The following is a 20,945-nucleotide window of genomic DNA, read 5'->3' on the forward strand; positions in this document are numbered from 1 at the left end:
AAAGACTTGATATTCTCTTAATAAACATCATATTTTAAAGCTATTAAATTCCTCATCACTAAATCCATAATAATCTTTTCTAACTTTATCCAAATATGCTTCAAATTCTTCTCTTTGATCCTCATTAAGTTTTTTAGAATATAGATTAACCATTAGGTCATGAGCTATATAATCTTCACTCATATCAACAAATCCAGTATCTTTTGTCCAAGTGACTTGGCTATCTTCTCCTCTTGATATTATTCCAGATACAACTTGAATTCTATCAATGATAACTATCATATATCTTTCACTTTTCTCAGAAAGATATCTTTCAATCCTTCTATGTGAAACGATGTCTTTATAAGAATTGTTTTTACCAAAGTATATTCCTTTTACATTAACGCCTCTTTTGATAGCAGCATCTAACATAGCTCTCATATCATTTATTTCTTCTTCCCATATGGAAACAGCTATTCGCTTATTGGCTTGTGAAATTAAAGTACTGACAAAATCAATAATCTTGTCCCTTCCTTTGATAACTAACAATTTATTATCCTTTTGCTGTTCATAGTATACTTTTTTTGTGTATTTGTCTACGTTATTCAATATATCATCAAAGTTGTTTTTCAATTTACCTATTAATAACTTAGGCTCTAGTGGATAATATTGTGTAGTGTTATCCTCTACTTGTTCAAATACAATCTGCTTATTTTTCAAGCTGTCCAATACTTCATATATTCTTGACCTTGGAATACCAGAATTCTTACTAAGAACATATCCATTTACTGGGTATTCCTCTAACAAATTGAGATAAGCTTTCACCTCATATTCGCTTAATCCCAACTTCTTCATATCCTCTATAATTGATATTTTTTTATCCATGTAATCCACCTCTATTTATCTTAAATATGTATATTTTACATCTAATATAAAAATGTATGTACATTATCTCATATTTCATCAGAAAAACAAAGCTGTTAACTAAGTAAAAACGTTATGAATGTTACTAGAATGGAGCCTATAACAGGTATTATTATACCGCCTTTATACCAAGCATAGATAAAACAGAAACCTATACCCACCAATGAAGCCTGTGGTAATTCTGGAGTAGCTGAAAATACTCCTGGAATTATTAATGCCCCAAGTGCTGTATACGGTATATACTCTAAAAATTTCTTTAGTTTAGGTTGCATTTCATTATCTGACATTATTATAAAAGGTAATAATCTAGGTATGTACGTTACTATCATCATTCCTAAAATTAAAATCATTATATTATTCATATTCTTTCACTTCCTGTTCTCTGAATAAATATACACCTAGTAGTGACACAAGGGTAATGGATATAATAATGCTCCATCCTTGAGGAATTATAAGGATATATTTACAAACTGTATTTGTTACACCTGATAAACATGCGAGAATTAATGCTTTGTTGGATTTCTTAATCTCAGGAATTAATATCGCTGCAAACATAGCATATAATGCGACACCCATACTTGCCTTGACTATATCAGGCAAAATACCTCCTACTATATATCCTAAAGCAGTCCCTCCTACCCATGAAAGATATGCTATAAATTCTAATGATAGCATATACTCTTTAGTTAATGTTTCATGTTTAAAAGAACTTACTGAGAATGTTTCATCTGTTATACCAAATGCAATTAGTGGACTCCATTTCTTCATATCTTTTGTCAATCTTGAAGCTAGAGAAGCACTCATAAGCATATGTCTCATATTTACTAACAAAGTAGTTACTATGATTTCTCCTATTCCAGCACCCACCATTAATAGGTTAAGGGCGATGAACTGACTTGCTCCTGCAAATACTAGTACAGAAAATAATATTCCCTCTAATAATGAAATATTGCTGGTTTTTGCTAATATACCAAATGTCATAGCTATAGGAACAAAGCCTATTACTATGGGTAAACCATCAATAAATCCATCACTATAACTATATCTTATTCTATTTTCTTTTTTCATCTATATCACCTACTCTTATAATATTAGTAACTACCAAAATAACCACTACATAATTAATTAGTAATTATTATAGTAGCTACCAAAAATTTTGTCAAGAATAATTACTATTCACATAAAAAATTAAGATTTAATGACTCTATAGTTATGGAAAATAATATTTCTTGATATTTTATAGTAATTAAGATACTATATTATTAAATAATCAATAACCAAATTTCATTTGTAAGTGAATCTATATCTTGAATTTAAGATAAAGGAGTGATGGTCAATGGATGTTCCTTTCTATTTAGGCATAATCTTTATCATAGTTATATATACGATATTCTTAATCATGGTTTACCGAGAAATAAAATTAATGCGCAATCTAGGAAAAGTAATAATAAATTTCAAGTGGAGTTTTAATTCTAATATAATATATTTATTATTAATTATCGCTTACATCATTATTAATACAGTTTTACGATTGAGTTTTTATGCAATACTATTTATCATACCGTTTATTTTCTATCTTGGAAAATTCGCTAGGAATCAAAAATTTTATGAGTCAGGCATAGAATCATACCACAAGATTTGCAGATGGGATAGAATTCTTTCCTATGAATTGATACATTCCTTAGATAATGAGATCGTTGAAGGTATTATCTTATATATAAAACCCTATAATCCTAATAAAAATGAAGAAATAGCAACATTCTACTTTACTGAAGATGAAACAGAAAAAGTAGTTGCTATTATGAAAGAAAATAATATTTCTGAATGTATATCAGATATTGATGATTAAATTTATAGGGGCTTTTAGAATAGCCCCTGATGGAATGGCAATAGTTGCTTGTCTCTTTCTCCTTGTGTGATTGATTTATTTGTTTAAAAAGAATAACTTTCTCCTGCCTTTAGCACATAGGTTTCAGTTTTTAAACCTTCTTTAAATACCTCTAATGCATAATCACAAGTATCATGTGGTGATAAAAAGACTTTCTTGGCTCCACATTCATTAATTGTTTTTATAGTTCTTTGGATATCTTTTTTATTAATATTTTCCCATGGTTTTTTACCTGTTCCAATTATCCTTTGAGCCTGAACTCCAATATAATTTCCTCTTCCCTTCTTGACGGGAAAGTGCAACCCACCCCCTATTGCATATATAGGAATATCTGATATTTTTCTTACCATGTCTATAATTATTTCTATCGTCGGGTGTCCACATCCTGTAAAAACAACTAATCCCTTTTCTTTTATATTAATGATTAAGGCTTGCTCTTGTGTTAAACCAAAGAAAAATAAACTCCTTGCTAAAGGTCCTGTAGATACAATTCCTCCACTTAATTCTTGAGGTTTTTCAACATAACTAGATTTCATTGACATTACATTTCCTTTCTCAGGAACATAGCAAGTTTTTTCTTTCATCTTATTTCTCATTGTGTCTGGTAATTTAATGTCACGCCCTTTTGATGCTTTCATTCCTCCACAATGGTCTGGATGAAAATGAGAAATTGCTAATGCATCAATATTATTAGGATATATATCGAAAGCTTTTAGATTATTTTCAAAAACATCCGTACTTGCCCCAAATCCAATATCATATAGTAAATTCCCATTATTGGTAGTAAAAAGATAAGAAACACCTGGTTCACTTTTATATCCTTGTTTTGCATAATATTCAACGATTACCTTAAGTTCTGCGTACTCTACTTCTTGTAGCTGTATTCTGGACGCTTCTTTAATTCGTTTTTCATTATACTTAGCAGCTAATTCTTGGTTTTGTATAAACTTTTTGTTCTTCATAAGTAATATAGGAATCATAACAGGTGTACTTAAAATAAGTGCAGGCCATAACAATGGATTTATTTTATAGTTCATGTTTATACCTCCATTTCAATTTTCTTTCCTTCATATTTACCAGATGTTACATGATAGATCTCTTTGATATGATAATTGATGAAGGTAATTTCTTTGCAATTTACACCTTTATTCTTTAAATGGTTTTTATAACTATTTAATGCATCTTCATAGTATACCTAGTATATTATTGTTTGTTTTTTTGCCGGCTTACTCGCCGGCACATAATATTTCGTTCAATTTAGTTAAGAAATCCTCTAATACTTGAAGTTCTTTTTCTTCCATATCATACATTACATCATAGATTTTCCCAAAACGCCTTTGTTCAAAGTCTTCATGCATTTTAAATGCTATATTTCCTTTCTTAGTTAAACCAAAGATGACTTCTTTCTTATTATTAGGTAAATGTGTCTTGTATATCAAATCTTTTGCTAGAAGCTTCTTTGTAAATTTCTGCACTCCTCCTTTTGTTATATCCATAATCTTTGCAATCTCGGTCATATTAGACCCAGGATTTTCACCTATTGCTACAATAGTATGGATTTCTGAACCATATAATAAATCACCAGTTCCAAAATCTTTAGGCGTTTTTTCAATTTTATCAAAAGATTTCATGGATGAAAAATATAGTTTAATAATATTCTTATAGTTTTTCATGTAATCACCTATTCATATAGTATACCAAGTATATAATATTATCAAGAACTTTTTATTATATCTCAATAACTATATTTAAGTTCATAGTTGTATAAAGGCAATATACGGTGAATCTCATCTTCTAACAATCTTATATTATCAAAATAATAAAAACAGATGTATCTCAACAATAAGCTATCTTTGAGATACATCTGTTTTTTGTACTTTTAGAAAATCTAGAGTGATAATGATTCTTTGATAATGTCTTGTACGTAAGCATATTATTTAAATACATTAGGAAAAAGTGCCAATATCATTAAAACAACTCCTGTTATAGGCATTACGTACCATGATATCTTTTGCATAAAGATATAAAAATCAGATGGTTCTGGATCTCTTACTGATAATATATGCTTCAAGTTAAAAAAGAATAATGGATATTTATAGTCAAATATAGTAATACCAAATAGGAAAAATGCTAGAAATACTAAATGACCTGCACCACGTTTTTGTTCATTGTCACGTAACGAAAACTCTACTACATTGATTAACGGTACTTTATAATCAGCATTAAATGGTGATTCATTATTATACGTTACTCTAATCAAACTATTATCAATTATAATCTCACCATTATTATCTCGTAAAAAAGAACTATCTTTGTTATATTCTCCGTTAAAGATAATTTTACTATTTTCTTCTATTTCTATGTCTGATTTGTAGTTAGTTGTTTTATTAAATGTAACTGTGAATTCTTTATAGATATTATTAGGTAAATTAAAAGTCACATTAACATCGTTACCTTCTTCAGCTTCTCCTTTTACAGTTACAAGCATATCACCATATCCATTATTTCCTTTATAATGATATTCAGAACCTACAACTTCTTTTTTCAAAAAAGCCTCTTCAAAATATACTCCACGAGTAAAGAAAATCTTGAAATAAAATATTAGAATAATACTTATTAGTACTAAGATAATTATTTTCTTTTTATTAGTCCACTTATTAGTTCCTTCTGAAGCCATAATTTCTCCCCCTATTATACAAAGACTATTTGTTCTTAGAATTATCACTTACAATACTGTTTATCTCCCCTGCAATATCACATGTATTTGTAAGCATCTTTATCAAGAAATTTCTTGTCTGAGTGTTTAATTGCCTATTATTATATTTTAAATCTTTACTATTAGATATTTCTTCTATTATGTCATTTAACTTTTCATCTACCTGCTTATCTTGTAAAAATGTTTCAATTGGTAATGGAATATCTGTTCTACCTAACATGTAATCTGTTGATACATTGTAATAATCTGATAATGTTTTAAGTGTATTCATATCTAAATTACGTTTACCCTGCTCATAATATCCATATGCACTAGTAGTTATATTTAATAACTTAGCTATGTCTTTTTGTTTTAATCCTCTATCTTCCCTCAACTGTCTAAGCCTTTTAACAAACAAACTAATCACACCTTTCATATGAATTTTACAACTTAAAGTTGGAAGTGTAAATAAATCAAGTCATAATGTTGTTTATATTATTGACAAACATCATATTGTTGTATAAAATATATATAGAATTATTAATATTATTTTATTTCATCATATTATTAGGTTAGATTTAATAACGAGGTGTAATCATGATACGAATTAATTTAATAAAAAAAAGAGGCGACAAATCACAAAAAAGTGTTGCCGATTCCATAGGGATAACCACCAGCTATTATGGAATGATTGAACTTGGTGTTCGAAATCCCAGCTTAGATGTAGCTATGGATATTGCTAACTATTATAATACTTCCATTGAAGATTTATTCTTTGATAACATTTCTTCAATAAAAACGGGACATGTACATAAATAAAACTTTTCATTTACATAATCATCATGCTTGAAGTACATTATATTTATATAAATATCAGGGGGCTTTAGATGTTATTTTTAGATTTCGTGATTGGTTTCTTAGTAGGTTCTATGGGTAAATACTTAATACTGGAATGTATTTCGTACCATACTAAAAAAAAGATATGGAGAAAGCTAAAGAAAAGTATGGAAATGGAAGATTTTTTTGAAGTAAATCATAAACAATAATTATGCCACTCCAATTATACTTACATATATACTAAAACACACCTCAATACAAATAAACGAGGTGTGTTTTAATAATTAGCTTCATGCTATGATTTAATTATTCTCAAATATTGAATATAAATCTTTAAAATTTATGTCTTCTGATTTTATGTATGTATTATCATCTAACTCTATAATACCATTTTCATCAATATTCAATTTAGTCTTTCCATTCTTATTATAGAAAATTATGTTTAGATATGGTAATTGTATAGCTGTATCAGATTCAGTAAATTCTGCTGTATTGAACAACTCTTCTAATTCTGAGATATCTTCTTTATTATCAATCTCAGCCATATGACTACTATAACCATATCCTATACAAACGCTAGTAGAATTATGAATTTTTTCTAGTGGTGAATTCTGTAATTTGAATAAGTATAATACTAAAATTACTAATATCAAACATGCAAAAAAGTACGGTACATTCTTCTTTTTCATCTTATCACCATTTACATAATATTTTTATCTATTGCATATACCATTATAACACATCTGATTCTTTAGTTTAATAATATTATACTACAATTAATTAATTTAACTTAAAGATAAATATATCACTACCACCACTAGGAGCTATCTTACCTCCAAGAACATATCCTGAATCGCTTGTTTGATATACATAGGATGGATAATCAACATCAGATATATTATATGTTTGAATCCATTCAGTATTTCCAGAGGAATTTACTTTAATTAATGCTATATCATAAAAAGATTTACTTGCAGCAGAATCATAATAACTAGCTGTTCCAGTTATAGCATAACCGCCATCATTAGTCTGGCTAACATAACTAGCGTCTTGATAACTGTCATATCCATTGACATAAATATTTTTCTTCCAACTAGAATTGAAAGAAGAATCTAGTTTAGCTATTGACATCTTGCAAACATATTCACCATTTTCATATTCGGAATCTCTACCACACATTATGAAACCTCCATCATTAGTAAGTTCCATATGTTCTACGATACCTTCCATAATATCATTATGGATTTTGCTCTGAATCAAATTACCAGTATTACTTATCTTCAATAATTTGGTTTGGTCATTACTTAATTCTGTACTATGTGTCCTAACGATTATATTGCCAGTTGATGGTTCTAGCATAGTTTGTTGACCAAACTCATCTCTAGTAGTTGTTGTTAAAGTAGTACCCCATTGTAAATTTCCAGTTGAATCTGTTTTAATCAATAATGGTTCATAATGTCCGTCACCATATGATTTGGATGTTCCAATTATAAAATATCCACCACCGGTTGTTTGGATAACGTCATTACCATTATCAGATTTATCCCCACCAAAAAGTTTAATCCATTCAAAATTTCCAATAGAACTAAATTTTGCAAGGAAAACATCCTCATTTATTTCTCCAGTTACAATATATCCATTATCAGCAGTTTGGCTTAAACCTTTTACAGCCCAGCTATTGCCTTCACCATAGACATATGACCATTCAATATTACCTGTTGAATCAATTTTAGTCAGCCATATAAGGCTATTTCCAGTAGTTGCCCCCATTATGAATCCACCATCTGAAGTATTTTCGTAAAGTTTACTATTATTGTAGTCATATCCTTGATAGTTTATTAGATGCTGCCATTGTATAGATGAAGGTTGTACTGAAGCAGGTTCATTAACTGCTTTATTATTTATTAGATTATTGATTCCATCTTTTACATCTAATTTTACATCTGTCTTTGATAATTCCATAACAGTAGATTTATTAGTTATATTGTCATTCATAACTAGTTTATTTTCAATTACAGATTTTGCAAAAGAACCTGTTCCTACTACTAAGCATATAATTAAAGTTAAAATTAAAGAAATTGTAAATTTGTTTTTTCTAAACATACTAATCACCTTTCTCTTTTGCTAATTTCAGAACCTATTTGTTTCTAATACCGAAAACGGATTAAAATATAATCCGCTAACTCTCCTCCTCATCATTTATTTTTCCAACAAATAGAATCTCCTTAAACATTATATATTTTGCATTATTTTTTGTCAATTAAATAATATCCAGTAATTTTTTAATTAATTTTAAATATATTACAATTATTTTCACGTTTTTACATACAATATCAACAAATTCAAAGGGATTATAAATATTAAAGAGGAAAATTATAAGAAAATGTCTTTTTTAACGTACACACTAATATCGATTATTATTAAATGAATTTCTACTTCCTTAACTATGTTTAATACTTCTATTCCATTATAGGCTTTAAAAACCTCATAACCTTCATTCTGTAAATATATATCTATTGCTTCTACTATCTCCTTATCATCATCACATACTAATATATTCACGACGTATCACCTCTACATGCTATATTTTTCTTCATCATATTATATCACACCTTTTCTTTGAACTAATAAAGATATCTTATCAAAAATACTTATTTAATAAAATTCTTAAGAATTTCTTATTTTAGGTCTATTTGTTCATAAAAATATAATTTTAGGCTACGAAGATAAAGCAGATAATAGTAAATTTTTACGCTGATAGACAATCAGAAAAAGCTGATATGTACACTTTAGTAACGCATACGTATCAGCTTTAAAATATTTATACTATACTGTAATTCCTTTTTTATTAGAATGAACATCTGCTTTTTTCACAAATAGCTGTATTAAGAGCAAAGTACATATTTCACCTAGAATAATAGAAATCCAAATTCCAATATTCCCAATCATTGAAGGAAGAGCTAACAAGAAAATAATTGTAAATACCATTCCTCTACTAGCTGATATAATATTAGCAGTCTTAGAATTCTCTGTAGATTGATAGTAAGTGATATTGACTATATTAATTGAAGCAATAATAAAGGAAAAACTATAAATTATTAAAGCATTATAAGTCAGTTTTATAAGTTCTGCATTACTATTGAAAACACCAATCACTTTCTGTCCAATCAATAACATAATTGAATAAATTACAATAGATGAAATTAAATTAGTCTTAACACCCATCTTGAATACCTTATTAACTTTTTCTATGTTTCCCTTACCATAATTATAACTTATCAATGGTTGAATCCCTTGTGAGATACCCATGAATAGTGCTAGTAGAACAACACTTATATAACCAATGATACTAAAACCTGCAACTCCAATTTCTCCAAGCCTTCTGATTATGACTTGATTAAATGCAAATATACAAACTGCTGGTGATATTTGATTAAGGAATTCTGGTGTTCCTACCTTAAGAATTCGCTTAAGCTCATCTTTCTTTAGCTGAGGTGCATATAATCTAAGCTTGCCTTTTTTCCTTATAAAGTGTGTCATAAGTAGGAATACACTGGATAATTGTCCTAATCCAGAAGCTACTGCCGCACCAGCTATCCCTAGACCAAATTTAAATATAAATAAATAATCTAATATTATATTTGTAATAGCACCTGCTATAAGTGCAATCATAGCTAGATTAGGATTACCATCATTTCTAATAAAAGCACTTAATGCCAGACTTCCTGCAAAACCAAGACCAAACATCATATAATAACGAAGATAATCAGCAGTTCCTTTCACCAACTCATCACTAGCACCTAATAATCTAGCTATTTGTTCTGGAAAAATAACACTGATTATTGATACTACACCTGTTATAGCTACTATAAGAAATAAGCTCTGCAAGAATATATTATTACCTTCTTTATGCTTATTTTCACCAAATTTTATTGACATAACAGCCGCTCCACCCATAGTTACCATCATACTGATTGCAATCATCAATGTTGTAACTGGTAACGCAACATTTATAGAAGCTAAAGCACTAGCGCCTACTCCTCTACCAACAAATATTCCATCAACAACAACATACAGGGCCGAAACCATCATACCTACTACTGATGGTATTGCATATTTTCTAAACTCTTTCCATAGTGACTTCATTTTCATTCCTCCTGTGGAAGATTATAAAGTCTATACCATGTATAGAGTCAATAGTTTTTTATAATAAAATTTGTAATTCGTACAATAGATTATCATTTTCCCATTGCCTAAGGGTATTGAATAACTCTGCTTGCATACAGATACCTTTGTAATTGATACTATTATCCTTTATATATGACCGTAATTTATCTATAGCTTCTTCTCTTTCATGATTATAATAAGCTATACATATATATCTTCCTCCAGGTATCTCTTTAACATCTATATTTTTACTATTAATATTGTCATCATATAATGTTGTATAGATATTTTGGTAGACCATTTCTCCTTTTTCTAAAATTAAATCCAAATCAACAAAATATCCCGTTTCTCCTTCGAATATTATATCATTCTCTTCCAATATCTTATCTAATTTTCTAATCTTTATTTCAATATCACTTTCTTTGTCTTCTTTTTTAAGTTTCGTTTTTACAATAACTCTTTTATCTATATCTCGATAATATATTTTATTGGTTTCTTTAAGGTCCATAACATATTTTATTTTGCTTTCAATATTCCCCATAGCTATATTTATATTTTTTAATCTGCCAATCTCTTTATCTACTATATCTTGTTGTTTTTGAATAAATGACAACAATGTAACAATATCCTTTTTCTGCAAAACATCGCTAAGCTCCTTTAGAGGTGCTCCTATATGTTTTGAATACTTAATCAAATCAATATATATGAATTGATCTATTGTGTAGTATCTATATTTACTCTCAGGGTCGACATATGCAGGCTTTAAAAGTCCCATTTTATCGTACAACCTTAAAGCTTGAATAGATACATTATTTATCTTGGCTGTTTCTCCTATAGAAAAGTATTTGTCCATATATTCCTCCAGTATATACTCAACTAGATATAAGTAAATTTTATTATACACATTAATTAAAAGATTGTTCTGTTCTCTCTATAATCTCATCTTGCAATGCTTTACTAAGATTACAGAAATAATCACTGTAACCTGCAACCCTTACAATAAGATTCTTATAAGCATCTGGATTCTTCTGAGCTTTTAAAAGTGTTTCCTTACTTATAACATTAAATTGAATATGATGACCATCTAATCTAAAATAAGCTCTTACCAGATGTGCTATGTTATCTAACCCTTCTTCTCCTTTAAGAAGCGATGGTGTGAATTTCTGATTTAATAACGTTCCTCCTGTTATGACATGATCCATTTTAGAAGCTGACTTAATAACCGCAGTAGGTCCATTAACGTCCGCTCCCTTTGATGGTGAAATACCATCTGCAAGAGGTTTATTGGCTAATCGGCCATCAGGTGTAGCTCCCATTACTTCACCGAAATAAACATGGCATGTAGTTGGAAGCATATTTATTCTATGAACGCCACCTTTACCGTTAGGTCTACCTGTAACTTCATCATAATAAGCATGGAAAACCTCACTCATGATATTATCAGCATAATCATCATCATTACCATATTTGGGTGTTTTATTCTTCACTAAGTTCAATATATCTTCATATCCTGCAAAATTAGCTTTTGTAGCTGCTAAAAGCTTATCCATAGTCAATTTCTTATAATCATATACATTGTACTTAATAGAAGATAACATATCTGTGATATTACCAATACCTACTCCTTGAATATATGTGGTATTATATCTTGCACCACCTGAATTATAATCCTTTCCATTTTTAATACAATCATCTATGATAACTGATAAAAATGGTACAGGCATTTCTGTAGCATACAACCTTTCTATTACTCTATTTCCTTTTACTTTAATATCTACAAAATGTTTCAGTTGTTTTTTATAAGCGCTAAATAACTCTTTATAGCTTTCAAAATCTGTTGGAGCTCCTGTTTCAATACCTAATTTTTTGCCAGTCATTGGGTCTATACCATTATTCAATGTAATTTCTAATATTTTAGGCAGATTCATGTATCCAGTAAGAATATATGCTTCTTTTCCAAATGCTCCTGTTTCTACGCAACCACTAGTGCCACCATTTCTTGCATCTTCTACAGTCTTTCCAGCTCGCAGCATTTCTTGTATAACTACGTCTGTATTAAATAGTGAAGGTTGCCCCCAACCCTTTCTAACTATTTTTAGAGCTCTTTTCAGGAATCTTTGTGGTGTTTTCTTACTTATTTGAACATTGGAACTTGGTTGTAATAGTTTCATTTCATCTATGACATCAAGTAATATGTAACTTACTGGGTTGACACCATCTGAACCATCTTCTCTTAATCCTCCACAGTTGATGTTAGCAAAGTCTGTATATGTTCCACTTTCTTTTAATGTAATACCAACTTTTGGTGGAGCTGGTTGATTATTGAATTTTACCCAAAAACATTGTAATAGTTCTTCAGCTTTTTCACGGCTCAAAGTGCCTTCTTCAATCTCTTTCTTATAAAATGGGTATAGATGTTGATCCAGTCTACCTGGGTTAAAAGCATCCCAAGGATTGAGCTCGGATATAACACACAAATGTACAAACCAATACATTTGCAGAGCCTCTTCAAAGGTTCTTGGTGCATATGCTGGAACATGATTACATGTATGAGCAATATGTAACAGTTCTTCTTTTCTCACAGGGTTATCTTCTTTATCAGCTAAATCTTTGGCTAATTCACTGTAGCGCTTACCCAAAATCATGATAGCATCACAACCAAGGCTCATACCCATAAGTTGATTTTTCTTATCTAGAGACTCATCATCATTATAAAAATCCAGTTTACTTATTGACTCTTCTATCTCTTTCTTAAAATCCATAAAACCTTTTTTATAGATTTTACCATCAGCAACTGTATGTCCTGGTCCTCTTTGTTCCATGAACTCTGTGAAGATTCCTGCTTCGTAGCATTCTTTCCACTCTTGTGTCATGTTGTTGATGATATGATGGCGCATAGACCTTTTTTCCCAGTAAGGAATAATGGTTTTCTGCTGTATCTCTCTAGATTCTTGAGATGTTTTAAATGTTATTTTTTCACGGTCATTCATAACTTGAAAATCATCCACAGTATGACAACACAATTCTGGATATGTTGGTGTTTCAGCAGGTTTTTCCCCTCTTTCTCCAACAATAAGTTCCCCGTCATTGATACAAAGTTTTTTATGAGTCATCAATTCTTTCAATACCATACCTCTCAGAGCTGGTGTTGATACACTTCCTTCATACTCTTTATAAACTGCATCAACTATTTCTGCTCTTTCCATTGAGATATAAGGTATTGCATTTACGCTTTGCTCTCTAAGTTTTTTTACTCGTTCTGTTATCAAAATATCTATCCTCCTATCTTAATCTTTATACCAGCTTTGTCAAATTTCATTGCTATCTCATTCATTCTAGTGTCTGAAGGTCTTTCCATTCCTGTTAGTCTATATTGTAATCCAAGACTTTTATATTTATCCATGCCCATTTTATGATAAGTGAGCAGATTAACTTGTAAAATACGAAGACTTGATAAGAAATGAATGGAATCGTTAATATGTTCATCGTCATCATTGATGCCTTTAATAATTGGCATCCTGACAAATATATCTGCACCTGCATCAGATAATCTTCGTAAATTATCAAGTATCTCTTCATTATATGTACCAACGTACTTCTTATGTCTTTGATTATCAATTAATTTGAGATCATATAGAAACAAATCAACTTTTTCTAATATTTTACTGAAATCCTCCCATTTACCGTAGCCGCTTGTGTCTACGGCTGTATGTATATCCTTCTCCTTGCAAGCTCGTAACATTTTATCAAGAAAATCTGATTGAACCATTGGTTCGCCTCCTGAGAACGTAACACCCCCACCAGATTCTTCATAAAAAACATAATCCTTTTCAATTTCTTTCATGAGGTCTGTGACAGTTATATCCCTACCCACATATTCTAGGGCATTATTAGGACAAAAATCTGTGCACTTACCACATAAATCACATTTATCATTATTAATAATAACCTGTGAATCTTGTATTATAATAGCTTTCTTGGAACATGTTTCCTCACAGATTCCGCAAGCAGAACATCTATCCTCAAAATAAATTATTTCATGTTTATACTTTTGACTCTCCGGATTATGGCACCACCAGCATCTTAATGGACATCCTTTTAGAAATACTGTTGTTCTAATTCCTGGACCATCATGAACAGAGTATTTTTGAATATTCATTATAGTACCTGTCATTACATCACTTCCTCATAATAAGAATCAGATTATACTATCCTTATCTATATATATGCCATTATATCATGTTTACAATAAAAATCTATGGATAATTATATTAATATCTAAAAAGAGTAAAGCATAATTATTTTTAGCTGATCCCCTTATTTTAATTTAACAAAAGGGCTGTCTTACCATAGATAAATTCTATGTAAGATGCCCTTTGTCTTGTTACATAAATAATTCAATTATAGATATCCTTATTAATTTCTATAGATTATTTTGATAATCTTTTTTCTTCATACATTCTGGAATCTGCAACATTCATGATTTTTTCTAGTGTTTCTCCATCTATTGGATAAGTTGCAAGACCAATGCTGGGTACAACCTCAATATCGATGTCTTGATGTTTGAATCTAAATAATGTTTCTGCCCTTATTATTCTAAAAGCATATTCTAAATCTTGTAATTTATCTATATTAGAAACTAAGATAAGGAATTCATCCCCACCTATTCTAAATCCTCTTTTATTATTAATTCCAATAGCTTGGATTCTCTTTGCGAATTCAATCAAGACTAAATCGCCAATTTTGTGACCATAATTATCATTTATGGCTTTGAAATGATTAATATCTATTAAGAATAGACCAATAAATTCATTATTTGCTTCTGCTTTCTTTAATATAGTTTGATAATAGTACTCTAAAAAATATCTATTGTTCAATCCCGTTAATTGGTCATTCATGGCTTGATATTTCAACCGGTATCTAGTATTGAAAATCATATGGATAAAGATACCGATTATTAGGCTAATTGATATACTTAACCCTCTAAAAGTCCAAACTATTGTTTTGTTTTTTTCCCATCCATGTATTGGCTCAGTAACCACTTTCCATTTATTATTAAGAATTTCAATATTAAGCACTAGACCATCTCTGTCAATTAATTCACTGTCACCATGAAATGACTTCATGGGAAAATCCTCCATATTATATATGGCTACATTAAGTTTCGATTCTTCTGCAACTGAATCCATATATTCAAGATATTTGTATCCATCTAAAACAATACTTATCTGCCCCCAATATTCACCTTCAATGGCTATTGGTAAACGAGCTATGAACCCAACTCCTCCTTGTACTAAATCTACAGGTCCAATAAATAAGCATTTTAATGTTTCTTTCACCTTAAGTATATCATCTCTCTGACTAGGTATTGCAGTCAAATCCATGCCTATAACTTTTTCATTACTTTCTCTCGGATAATTCCATATAACTGTAGTATCCTCTATAATCCCTATATTTCTTATAAGTGTTTCTTTTTGGGATAATAGAGCCTCTAGATATTTATTTGAATCTTCTTCAGAAATATCTGGATTGATTTTTATATATGTCATATACCCTTCCAATAAATTAATACTCTCATTAATAATAGCCTCAGCTCTTGATTGATATCTAAGAAATCTTTCTAAAACTTCTAACCTCTGCCTTTGATTATCTTTATTTTCTATAGTATCAATAGCTAAAAAAAGCAATATCATAATTACTACGCTTATGGTGACACCTATACTTATAGAGTAGAATAATTGTTGTCTCTTGGTTTTAAGATTCAAATATTGTCCCTCCGTATTATCAGTCTACAAACAAGTTAAAGAGAATCATAATAATTTTGCTCTATTAAGAATAAACATCATGATCTTTATGTCGTATTATACCATAAAACGGTTACTAATTCTATGTTACGGTTACTCCATATAAAAATTTTATATTGATTTTTACTTTTTCTAGTGGTATATTGAAGATACTACACCGAAAGGAGATTCCAAATGCTAAAAGGAAAAACTATCGTTATTGGTGTAAGTGGTGGAATTGCAGTATACAAGGTATGTGACCTTGTTAGTAAACTAAAGAAATTAAATGCAGATGTACATGTAATTATGACTAAATCAGCAACAGAATTTGTTGCACCCTTGACATTCGAATCACTATCATTGCAACCTGTGATTGTAGATATGTTTGCAAAAATAGTTAAATGGGATATTGAACATATTGCTTTAGCCAAGGCAGCTGATTTGTTCTTAGTTGCTCCTGCTACAGCTAACATAATAGGTAAAATAGCAAATGGAATAGCAGATGATATGTTATCAACAACCATCATGGCAACTAAAGCACCTAAAATTATTGCACCTGCTATGAATACCAATATGTATGAAAATCCTATAGTACAAGATAATATCAAAAGATTAAAGAGTTATGGCTATAAATTCATCAAGCCAGATTCAGGAAGATTAGCATGTGGTGACTTAGGCATAGGAAAACTAGCCGATGTAGACACTATTATTGAATCAATTACCATGAATCTATTAGAAGATAAACCTTTAGCTGGACAAAAAATATTGATAACAGCTGGACCAACAAGAGAAGCTCTTGACCCGGTTCGTTATATGACCAATCATTCTTCTGGCAAAATGGGTTATGCTATTGCTGAAGCAGCAGCCGTAAAAGGAGCAGAAGTCACTTTAATATCTGGACCTGTTACCTTGGAAAAACCTGATAACCTAAAAAAATATATTCAGATTGAATCAGCTGAGGAAATGTTTACTGCTGTAAAAGACAATCTGAAAGACCAGAATATAATTATTAAATCTGCTGCTGTAGCAGACTATCGTCCAAAGGTTTACATTGATAAAAAAATTAAGAAATCAGACGAACATTTCAATCTTACACTAACCCGCAATCCAGACATACTAAAATGGATCGGCATGCACAAAACCCCAGAACAATTAATAGTGGGATTCGCAGCTGAAACCAATGATGTTATGGAAAATGGAATTAGTAAACTGAAGAAAAAAAATATTGATATGATAATAGTTAATGATGTCACTAGGGCAGATGCCGGTTTTGGCACTGATACCAATTGTGTAACATTAATTGACAAAAAAGGTAATAAGAAAGCCTATCCAGTTATGCCTAAAAAACAATTAGCCCATAGTATACTGGATTATATTATAGCTAATCTCTAAAAAAAATAGATAATATCTGCTTTGATTCATAGAACAAAGACAGTATCAAGAAAAAACAAGGTATATTAATTATGATATTCTACCTTCTTGGACGCTGTCTAAGAAGGTTTTTTTAATGTAACTTATAAAAAAATAGGAGGTTGCAATGTTTGGATTTATAGGAGCTGGAAGAGTTGGAACAACATTAGGTATGTATTTTAATAATATGCATCTGCCTATCAGCGGTTATAATAGTAAGTCACTTGCATCAGCCAAGAAAAGTGCTGCTTTAACTAATAGCAAGGCTTATGAAAATATTACCCAATTAGTTGATTCCTCAAAATATATCATGATAACTACTACTGATGACGCAATAGAAGATGTTGTTCATCAGTTAATATCAATAAATGCAAAATGGGATGATAAAGTAGTTTGTCATACAAGTGGTACTCATCCCTCCACTATACTTGAACCTCTTTCCAAGCTTGGTTCAACTACCCTATCACTACATCCTATGTTATCATTTGCTGATATAAATTATGCATTAACCATGTTACCGCAAACACCACTTACATTAGAAGGTAAAGGAAATCTGATTGATGATTTCAGAAAAATCCTTCAAAATATTAATTTAGAAATAAACAGCATAAGTTCAGAGCAAAAATCCCTATACCACGCAGCAGCTTGTATAGTATCTAACTATCTTGTTACTGTAATTGATACAGGAATAGAAACTCTTAACCGAATTGGATTAAAGCAGCAATCATCATTAGAACTAATAGAATCCTTAGTAAAAGGAACAATCAATAACATTTTTGAAAAAGGGACTGTGAATGCCCTTACTGGACCTTTAGCTCGAGGTGATGTCCATACTATCGAGACACATATACGAGCTTTATCTAGAGAAGATAGAAGCCTAGAACAATTTTATCGTTTACTAGGTGATAGAACTCTAAGTCTAGTAGAAAAGCAAAACAAATTAAACGAATACACTCTAAATACTTTAAAGGAGGTATTACAAGGTGAAAACTGTAACTACACAAACAATAAGGAACAAGAAAAAGAATAATGAAATAATAACAATGTTGACAGCATATGATTACCCTACAGCAGCCATACTAGATGAAGCAGGTATTGACATAATATTGGTTGGCGATTCATTAGGAATGGTTATCTTAGGTTATGAAAATACTACAGAAGTAACTATAGAAGATATGCTTCATCATGTAAAAGCAGTTTCTAGAGGCAGTAAACACTCATTAATTGTTGCTGACCTTCCCTTCCTGACTTACCACACAGGAAAATACGAAGCTGTGAGAAATGCAGGACGTCTTGTTCAAGAAGGCAAAGCTAATGCTGTAAAACTTGAAGGCGGAACAGAGGTAATAAAACAAACAAAAGCAATTATAAATGCAGGAATCCCTGTTATGGGACATATAGGACTGACCCCTCAATCAATTAATCAATTAGGCGGTTATTATATTCAAGGAAAATCCGAAGAAAAAGCTAAAAAATTACTCGAAGATGCAATGGCTCTAGAAGAAGCAGGAGCATTTGCAATTGTACTTGAATGTATACCAACGGAATTAGCAAAACTTATTACAGAAAAGGTAGAAATTCCTACTATAGGTATCGGTGCAGGTTCTGACTGTGATGGTCAGGTATTAGTTACCAATGATATATTGAACCTATACTCCAATATGGTACCAAAATTCGTAAAGCAATATGCTAATCTACAAGATGAAATCATAAAAGCTGCCAGCAATTATATAAGAGACGTAAAACAAAAGGCTTTTCCTAGTAAAGAACATGTTTTTCATATAAAGCAGGATGTAATTGATTCAATATATGGTGGAGGGAAAAAATCATGAAAATATTCAATGATATAAAAGAACTAAGAGAACATCTGGAAATCTATCGTAAAGAAGGTAAAACTATAGGGCTAGTACCTACTATGGGATATTTACATAGGGGACATATCTCTTTAGTACAAAAATCAGTTAAAGATAATGATATAACAGTACTAAGTATCTATGTGAATCCCACTCAATTCGGTCCTACTGAGGATTTGGATAAATACCCTAAAGATATTGAAAATGATAAAAAGCTAGCCAAGGAAGCAGGAGTAGATGTTATTTTTATACCAACCAATACGGTAATGTACCTAGATAATCACGCTACTTATGTCACTGTTAACAATCTTACAGATAATCTATGTGGTAAATCAAGACCTACTCATTTTAGAGGTGTAACAACTATTGTAACTAAATTATTTAATATAGTTCAGCCAAATCGAGCTTATTTTGGACAAAAAGATGCTCAACAGGCTATAGTTATTAAGAAAATGGTTAAAGACCTGAACATGCCTATTGATATAATCATCTGCCCTATTATAAGGGAAAATGATGGTCTAGCATTAAGTTCTCGTAACACATACCTAGATCATGAAGAACGCAATCAAGCTACTATTTTATATAAATCTCTCCAAAAATCAAAAGAGTGTATCAAAAACGGTGAACAATCAGCCACCATCATAAAAGATATCATTAGAAAAACGATTGAAGAAAAACCTTCAGCAACTATAGATTATATAAGCATAGTTAATGAAGATACACTTGAAGATATAGATTATATTCAGGGTAATATTCTCATTGCCCTTGCTGTGAAAATCGGTCAAACAAGATTGATTGATAATCTAAGAATGGAGGTAATCTAATATGTTAATTGAAATGATGACAGGTAAATTACACAGAGCAACTGTAACTGATGCTAACCTTAACTATGTAGGAAGCATCACCATTGATGAACACCTTATGGAATTAGCAGATATATTGCCTGGACAGAAAGTGCAGATTGTTAATAATAATAACGGTGCTCGATTAGAGACATACGTAATAAAAGGAGAACGTAACAGCGGTACCATATGTCTTAACGGAGCCGCTTCCAGACTTGTGCAACCAGGTGATATAATAATCATTATCGCCTACGCATTGATGGATAAAGAAGAAGCTAAAAACTATAAACCAAAAGTTGTTGTTCTGGACAACAAAAATCAGATCATCAACTAAACATAGTAACACTCTATCTCACTTTAATTATAACTAACCTTATTAAATATGTATTATATATTATAAGAGTAACATGTTTCATAACTTCAAATATAATGAAGCAAGTACAATAATAAGAGGTTATAATGAATATGACTAATAGTGAACAAGAAAATAGTATACAACAACAAAGTGATAGAAAGACATATGAAGTAGAGATGAATGTTAAAAATCTTACTATATAATAAATAGAC

Annotated in this window: 22 protein-coding genes and 1 pseudogene; 8 read left to right on the forward strand and 15 right to left on the reverse strand. The window is 30.4% G+C overall.

Features of this window, described 5'->3' with window-relative positions:
• Window positions 1–27: 27 nt before the first annotated feature.
• The 3 genes from AACQ14_RS22655 to AACQ14_RS22665 all read right to left on the reverse strand — a co-directional run bounded on the left by AACQ14_RS22655 (window position 28) and on the right by AACQ14_RS22665 (window position 1,971).
• The gene (locus AACQ14_RS22655) at window positions 28–864 is read right to left on the reverse strand and encodes a TrmB family transcriptional regulator (protein WP_339365823.1); all 837 of its coding nucleotides are present in this window, start codon (window positions 862–864) and stop codon (window positions 28–30) included.
• A 95-nt stretch (window positions 865–959) separates the two neighbouring features.
• Window positions 960–1,265, reverse strand: coding sequence for an AzlD domain-containing protein (locus AACQ14_RS22660; protein ID WP_339365824.1), 306 nt, complete (start codon window positions 1,263–1,265; stop codon window positions 960–962).
• Window positions 1,258–1,971 carry an AzlC family ABC transporter permease gene (locus AACQ14_RS22665; RefSeq protein ID WP_339365825.1) on the reverse strand — a complete coding sequence of 238 codons (714 nt, stop codon included), beginning with the start codon at window positions 1,969–1,971 and terminating at the stop codon, window positions 1,258–1,260. Before AACQ14_RS22665 ends, AACQ14_RS22660 begins: the two co-directional genes overlap by 8 nt.
• A 268-nt stretch (window positions 1,972–2,239) precedes the next feature.
• Here AACQ14_RS22665 and AACQ14_RS22670 point away from each other — a divergent pair, with 268 nt between their 5' ends.
• A complete protein-coding gene (locus AACQ14_RS22670; RefSeq protein ID WP_339365826.1) occupies window positions 2,240–2,752 on the forward strand; it encodes a hypothetical protein in 513 nt (170 codons plus the stop codon).
• A gap of 83 nt (window positions 2,753–2,835) precedes the next feature.
• Here the strand turns inward: AACQ14_RS22670 and AACQ14_RS22675 are convergent, their stop codons facing one another.
• The 4 genes from AACQ14_RS22675 to AACQ14_RS22690 all read right to left on the reverse strand — a co-directional run bounded on the left by AACQ14_RS22675 (window position 2,836) and on the right by AACQ14_RS22690 (window position 5,904).
• A complete protein-coding gene (locus tag AACQ14_RS22675) occupies window positions 2,836–3,828 on the reverse strand; it encodes an MBL fold metallo-hydrolase (protein WP_339365827.1) in 993 nt (330 codons plus the stop codon).
• Between the two features lie 189 nt (window positions 3,829–4,017).
• Window positions 4,018–4,464, reverse strand: a complete 447-nt coding sequence (locus AACQ14_RS22680) for a MarR family winged helix-turn-helix transcriptional regulator (RefSeq protein WP_339365828.1) — start codon at window positions 4,462–4,464, stop codon at window positions 4,018–4,020.
• A gap of 260 nt (window positions 4,465–4,724) precedes the next feature.
• Entirely contained in the window at window positions 4,725–5,468 is a 744-nt protein-coding gene (locus AACQ14_RS22685; RefSeq protein ID WP_339365829.1) for a hypothetical protein, read from the reverse strand.
• A 25-nt stretch (window positions 5,469–5,493) separates the two neighbouring features.
• Window positions 5,494–5,904, reverse strand: coding sequence for a helix-turn-helix domain-containing protein (locus tag AACQ14_RS22690; protein ID WP_339365830.1), 411 nt, complete (start codon window positions 5,902–5,904; stop codon window positions 5,494–5,496).
• Between the two features lie 179 nt (window positions 5,905–6,083).
• Here AACQ14_RS22690 and AACQ14_RS22695 point away from each other — a divergent pair, with 179 nt between their 5' ends.
• Together AACQ14_RS22695 and AACQ14_RS22700 are read left to right on the forward strand one after the other, a co-directional pair.
• Window positions 6,084–6,305: a helix-turn-helix transcriptional regulator gene (locus tag AACQ14_RS22695; protein WP_339365831.1), complete on the forward strand. Its 222-nt coding sequence runs from the start codon at window positions 6,084–6,086 to the stop codon at window positions 6,303–6,305.
• A 68-nt stretch (window positions 6,306–6,373) separates the two neighbouring features.
• Entirely contained in the window at window positions 6,374–6,532 is a 159-nt protein-coding gene (locus AACQ14_RS22700; protein WP_339365832.1) for a hypothetical protein, read from the forward strand.
• Window positions 6,533–6,625: 93 nt separating this feature from the next.
• Here the strand turns inward: AACQ14_RS22700 and AACQ14_RS22705 are convergent, their stop codons facing one another.
• The 8 genes and pseudogenes from AACQ14_RS22705 to AACQ14_RS22740 all read right to left on the reverse strand — a co-directional run bounded on the left by AACQ14_RS22705 (window position 6,626) and on the right by AACQ14_RS22740 (window position 16,255).
• Complete coding sequence (locus AACQ14_RS22705) at window positions 6,626–7,012, reverse strand: hypothetical protein (RefSeq protein WP_339365833.1); 387 nt, start codon at window positions 7,010–7,012, stop codon at window positions 6,626–6,628.
• Window positions 7,013–7,103: 91 nt separating this feature from the next.
• Complete coding sequence (locus tag AACQ14_RS22710) at window positions 7,104–8,426, reverse strand: hypothetical protein (protein ID WP_339365834.1); 1,323 nt, start codon at window positions 8,424–8,426, stop codon at window positions 7,104–7,106.
• 303 nt (window positions 8,427–8,729) lie between these two features.
• A pseudogene (locus AACQ14_RS22715) lies at window positions 8,730–8,885 on the reverse strand (response regulator); the annotation flags it as partial.
• Window positions 8,886–9,149: 264 nt separating this feature from the next.
• Complete coding sequence (locus AACQ14_RS22720) at window positions 9,150–10,469, reverse strand: MATE family efflux transporter (RefSeq protein ID WP_339365835.1); 1,320 nt, start codon at window positions 10,467–10,469, stop codon at window positions 9,150–9,152.
• A 58-nt stretch (window positions 10,470–10,527) separates the two neighbouring features.
• Window positions 10,528–11,343, reverse strand: coding sequence for a MerR family transcriptional regulator (locus AACQ14_RS22725; RefSeq protein WP_339365836.1), 816 nt, complete (start codon window positions 11,341–11,343; stop codon window positions 10,528–10,530).
• A gap of 52 nt (window positions 11,344–11,395) precedes the next feature.
• On the reverse strand, window positions 11,396–13,759 hold the full coding sequence (gene hypD / locus AACQ14_RS22730; RefSeq protein ID WP_423248006.1) for a trans-4-hydroxy-L-proline dehydratase: 2,364 nt from the start codon (window positions 13,757–13,759) through the stop codon (window positions 11,396–11,398).
• Between the two features lie 5 nt (window positions 13,760–13,764).
• Window positions 13,765–14,664 carry a trans-4-hydroxy-L-proline dehydratase activase gene (locus tag AACQ14_RS22735; protein WP_339365837.1) on the reverse strand — a complete coding sequence of 300 codons (900 nt, stop codon included), beginning with the start codon at window positions 14,662–14,664 and terminating at the stop codon, window positions 13,765–13,767.
• Window positions 14,665–14,920: 256 nt separating this feature from the next.
• Window positions 14,921–16,255 carry a diguanylate cyclase domain-containing protein gene (locus tag AACQ14_RS22740; protein WP_339365838.1) on the reverse strand — a complete coding sequence of 445 codons (1,335 nt, stop codon included), beginning with the start codon at window positions 16,253–16,255 and terminating at the stop codon, window positions 14,921–14,923.
• Window positions 16,256–16,468: 213 nt separating this feature from the next.
• Here AACQ14_RS22740 and coaBC point away from each other — a divergent pair, with 213 nt between their 5' ends.
• The 5 genes from coaBC (at window position 16,469) to panD (ending at window position 20,712) form a co-directional block, all read left to right on the forward strand.
• Window positions 16,469–17,665 (forward strand): bifunctional phosphopantothenoylcysteine decarboxylase/phosphopantothenate--cysteine ligase CoaBC, encoded by a 1,197-nt coding sequence (gene coaBC / locus AACQ14_RS22745; RefSeq protein ID WP_339365839.1) that lies wholly within the window; start codon window positions 16,469–16,471, stop codon window positions 17,663–17,665.
• A gap of 145 nt (window positions 17,666–17,810) precedes the next feature.
• Entirely contained in the window at window positions 17,811–18,713 is a 903-nt protein-coding gene (locus tag AACQ14_RS22750) for a Rossmann-like and DUF2520 domain-containing protein (protein ID WP_339365840.1), read from the forward strand.
• 13 nt (window positions 18,714–18,726) lie between these two features.
• On the forward strand, window positions 18,727–19,515 hold the full coding sequence (panB, locus tag AACQ14_RS22755; protein ID WP_339365846.1) for a 3-methyl-2-oxobutanoate hydroxymethyltransferase: 789 nt from the start codon (window positions 18,727–18,729) through the stop codon (window positions 19,513–19,515).
• Complete coding sequence (gene panC / locus AACQ14_RS22760) at window positions 19,512–20,360, forward strand: pantoate--beta-alanine ligase (protein WP_339365841.1); 849 nt, start codon at window positions 19,512–19,514, stop codon at window positions 20,358–20,360. The genes panB and panC overlap by 4 nt, the downstream gene beginning before the upstream one ends.
• A gap of 1 nt (window position 20,361) precedes the next feature.
• Entirely contained in the window at window positions 20,362–20,712 is a 351-nt protein-coding gene (gene panD / locus AACQ14_RS22765; RefSeq protein WP_339365842.1) for an aspartate 1-decarboxylase, read from the forward strand.
• Window positions 20,713–20,945: the final 233 nt, after the last annotated feature.

Source organism: Vallitalea maricola, assembly GCF_036985595.1.
Lineage (GTDB): Bacteria > Bacillota > Clostridia > Lachnospirales > Vallitaleaceae > Vallitalea > Vallitalea maricola.

Coding starts and splice junctions, on each gene's coding strand:
- AACQ14_RS22750 (WP_339365840.1), top strand. CDS start 17,811: ATGTTTGGATTTATAGGAGCTGGAAGAGTTGGAACAACATTAGGTATG.
- panD (WP_339365842.1), top strand. CDS start 20,362: ATGTTAATTGAAATGATGACAGGTAAATTACACAGAGCAACTGTAACT.
- AACQ14_RS22670 (WP_339365826.1), top strand. CDS start 2,240: ATGGATGTTCCTTTCTATTTAGGCATAATCTTTATCATAGTTATATAT.
- AACQ14_RS22660 (WP_339365824.1), bottom strand. CDS start 1,265: ATGAATAATATAATGATTTTAATTTTAGGAATGATGATAGTAACGTAC.
- AACQ14_RS22685 (WP_339365829.1), bottom strand. CDS start 5,468: ATGGCTTCAGAAGGAACTAATAAGTGGACTAATAAAAAGAAAATAATT.
- AACQ14_RS22700 (WP_339365832.1), top strand. CDS start 6,374: ATGTTATTTTTAGATTTCGTGATTGGTTTCTTAGTAGGTTCTATGGGT.
- coaBC (WP_339365839.1), top strand. CDS start 16,469: ATGCTAAAAGGAAAAACTATCGTTATTGGTGTAAGTGGTGGAATTGCA.
- panC (WP_339365841.1), top strand. CDS start 19,512: ATGAAAATATTCAATGATATAAAAGAACTAAGAGAACATCTGGAAATC.
- AACQ14_RS22705 (WP_339365833.1), bottom strand. CDS start 7,012: ATGAAAAAGAAGAATGTACCGTACTTTTTTGCATGTTTGATATTAGTA.
- AACQ14_RS22675 (WP_339365827.1), bottom strand. CDS start 3,828: ATGAACTATAAAATAAATCCATTGTTATGGCCTGCACTTATTTTAAGT.
- AACQ14_RS22710 (WP_339365834.1), bottom strand. CDS start 8,426: ATGTTTAGAAAAAACAAATTTACAATTTCTTTAATTTTAACTTTAATT.
- AACQ14_RS22695 (WP_339365831.1), top strand. CDS start 6,084: ATGATACGAATTAATTTAATAAAAAAAAGAGGCGACAAATCACAAAAA.
- AACQ14_RS22655 (WP_339365823.1), bottom strand. CDS start 864: ATGGATAAAAAAATATCAATTATAGAGGATATGAAGAAGTTGGGATTA.
- AACQ14_RS22665 (WP_339365825.1), bottom strand. CDS start 1,971: ATGAAAAAAGAAAATAGAATAAGATATAGTTATAGTGATGGATTTATT.
- AACQ14_RS22680 (WP_339365828.1), bottom strand. CDS start 4,464: ATGAAAAACTATAAGAATATTATTAAACTATATTTTTCATCCATGAAA.
- AACQ14_RS22735 (WP_339365837.1), bottom strand. CDS start 14,664: ATGACAGGTACTATAATGAATATTCAAAAATACTCTGTTCATGATGGT.
- AACQ14_RS22725 (WP_339365836.1), bottom strand. CDS start 11,343: ATGGACAAATACTTTTCTATAGGAGAAACAGCCAAGATAAATAATGTA.
- panB (WP_339365846.1), top strand. CDS start 18,727: ATGTTGACAGCATATGATTACCCTACAGCAGCCATACTAGATGAAGCA.
- AACQ14_RS22720 (WP_339365835.1), bottom strand. CDS start 10,469: ATGAAGTCACTATGGAAAGAGTTTAGAAAATATGCAATACCATCAGTA.